General features: G+C 67.4%; 2 protein-coding genes. Both read left to right on the top strand.

Annotation, left to right across the window (positions count from 1 at the left end):
- Positions 1 to 59: 59 nt before the first annotated feature.
- Positions 60 to 929 carry an IS5 family transposase gene (locus tag ACFWWU_RS37245; RefSeq protein ID WP_384153645.1) on the top strand — a complete coding sequence of 290 codons (870 nt, stop codon included), beginning with the start codon at positions 60 to 62 and terminating at the stop codon, positions 927 to 929.
- 73 nt (positions 930 to 1002) lie between these two features.
- The gene (locus ACFWWU_RS37240; protein WP_384153642.1) at positions 1003 to 1332 is read left to right on the top strand and encodes a hypothetical protein; all 330 of its coding nucleotides are present in this window, start codon (positions 1003 to 1005) and stop codon (positions 1330 to 1332) included.
- The last annotated feature ends 17 nt before the right edge of the window (positions 1333 to 1349 follow it).

The raw sequence follows: 1349 nt of genomic DNA, 5'->3' as shown, positions 1-1349 counted from the left end.
CCTAGGGCGTGTTTTAGAACTGGGGTCCGTGTCTCGCCTCGTGCCGTGATGATCTCGGTGTGGGGCGAGGGGATCTTTCAGATGACCAGTGGGCGGTGCTGGGGCCGTTGTTGCCGGTCGCGGTGTTGGGCAGACCGTCGGTGTGCCGGCGGCGGTTGATCGACGGGATCCGCTGGCGGGTGCGGACCGGTGCCCCGTGGCGGGATCTGCCGACGGAGTACGGTCCGTGGCAGACGGTCTATGGGCTCTTCCGTCGCTGGCAGCGCAGTGGTGTCTGGTCGGCGGTGCTGACCGGGCTGCAGGCCCGGGCGGACGCCGCCGGCCTGATCACCTGGGACGTGAACGTCGACTCCACGATCTGCCGGGCCCATCAGCACGCGGCCGGTGCCCGGCGGGACGGCCAAGCCCAGAAGGAACCGCCGGGCGGCAGCCAGGCCGAACCTGACGACCACGGCCTGGGTCGGTCCCGCGGGGGCTGGACCACGAAGATTCACCTGGCCTGCGAACAAGGACAGAGGCCGTTATCGCTGCTGGTCACAGCCGGTCAGCGGGGAGACAGCCCGCAGTTCACGGCCGTGTTGGAAGCCATCCGTGTTCCTCGTCTCGGGCTGGGCCGGCCCCGGATCCGTCCGTTGCGGGTCCGTGGCGATAAGGCGTATTCGTCGCGCGCGAACCGTGTCTATCTGCGTCGGCGCGGGATCCGTTGCACGATTCCGGAACCTGTCGATCAGGCCGGCCACCGCAAGCGCCGGGGGATGTCTGGCGGGCGTCCTCCGGCCTTCGACCGTGAGGACTACAAGGCCCGGTACGCGGTCGAGTGCGGCATCAACCGGCTGAAGCGGAACCGGGCGGTGGCCACCCGGTTCGACAAGCTCGCGGTCCGCTTCGAAGCTACCGTCCTCATTGCCGCGATCAACGAATGGCTGTGACCTGCTGGAAGTGTCGGTCCCGCATGTCATTCTGGCCGCGATCAGGTCAGCGGGTTGAGGGGAGACAGGGCCGATGGGGGCTGCGTACTACCGGGCCGAGAGTGAGAGCGGCGACCACATCGACGACCCGTCCGAGGACGCGTTGTTCATGCTGATCGACGACCTCAACGACTCGGACAACACCTTCGTCGTTATCCAGCCCGATGAAGACGACCCGGTCTGGTTCACCTCCGTCGCGGTCCTGGACGAAGGCGGCTACGAGGTCGTCCGCCGCGACACCACCCGCCGCGAACATGACGTCGTCACCGAGACCAGCATCGATCGGATCGCCCGCGACCTCACGATCTGGATGGCCGCCCGCGACATTCCCGGATGGCCCACCCAGCACACCAGCAACTTCTAAAACACGCCCTAGTCGTC

The organism is Streptomyces sp. NPDC058650 (genome assembly GCF_042717315.1).
Lineage (GTDB): Bacteria > Actinomycetota > Actinomycetes > Streptomycetales > Streptomycetaceae > Streptomyces.
Note: the sequence above shows the minus strand (reverse complement) of the source record. Positions and strands in the feature narration are given on the sequence as shown.

Bases quoted from the DNA above. Each gene is read 5' to 3' on its own strand.
- ACFWWU_RS37240 (WP_384153642.1), top strand. From the start codon at position 1,003: ATGGGGGCTGCGTACTACCGGGCCGAGAGTGAGAGCGGCGACCACATC.